At 67.6% G+C, this 259-nt stretch carries 1 protein-coding gene; it reads left to right on the plus strand.

Annotated features, from left to right (window positions below; genetic code table 11):
• Positions 1 to 39 precede the first annotated feature (39 nt).
• On the plus strand, positions 40 to 259 hold a 220-nt coding region (locus LRQ04_RS20530; protein ID WP_235522145.1), incomplete at its 3' end, for a Gfo/Idh/MocA family oxidoreductase.

A 259-nucleotide genomic window follows, 5' to 3' on the forward strand; every position in this document is an offset into this window, starting at 1 on the left:
GCAGTGGAGCTCATCCAGCTCACCTCCCGAGGCCCGTCCATGCCGCCGTTATCCTACATCGCCGTATCCGGCGGCCAGATGCGCGACCAGACCGTGCACTTCTTCGACCTCGCCCGCTGGCTCTCCGGGCTGGACCCGGTAGAGGTCTTCGCCATGGGTTCGGCCCTGGCGGAGCCCGGCATCGCGGAGTACGACGACGTCGACACCTCTGCGGTCACGTTGCGGCTCCCCGGCGGGGCATTGGTCCAAATCGATTCCG

The sequence above is a fragment of the Paenarthrobacter sp. AR 02 genome (assembly GCF_021538675.1).
In the GTDB taxonomy this organism is placed as follows: Bacteria; Actinomycetota; Actinomycetes; order Actinomycetales; family Micrococcaceae; genus Arthrobacter.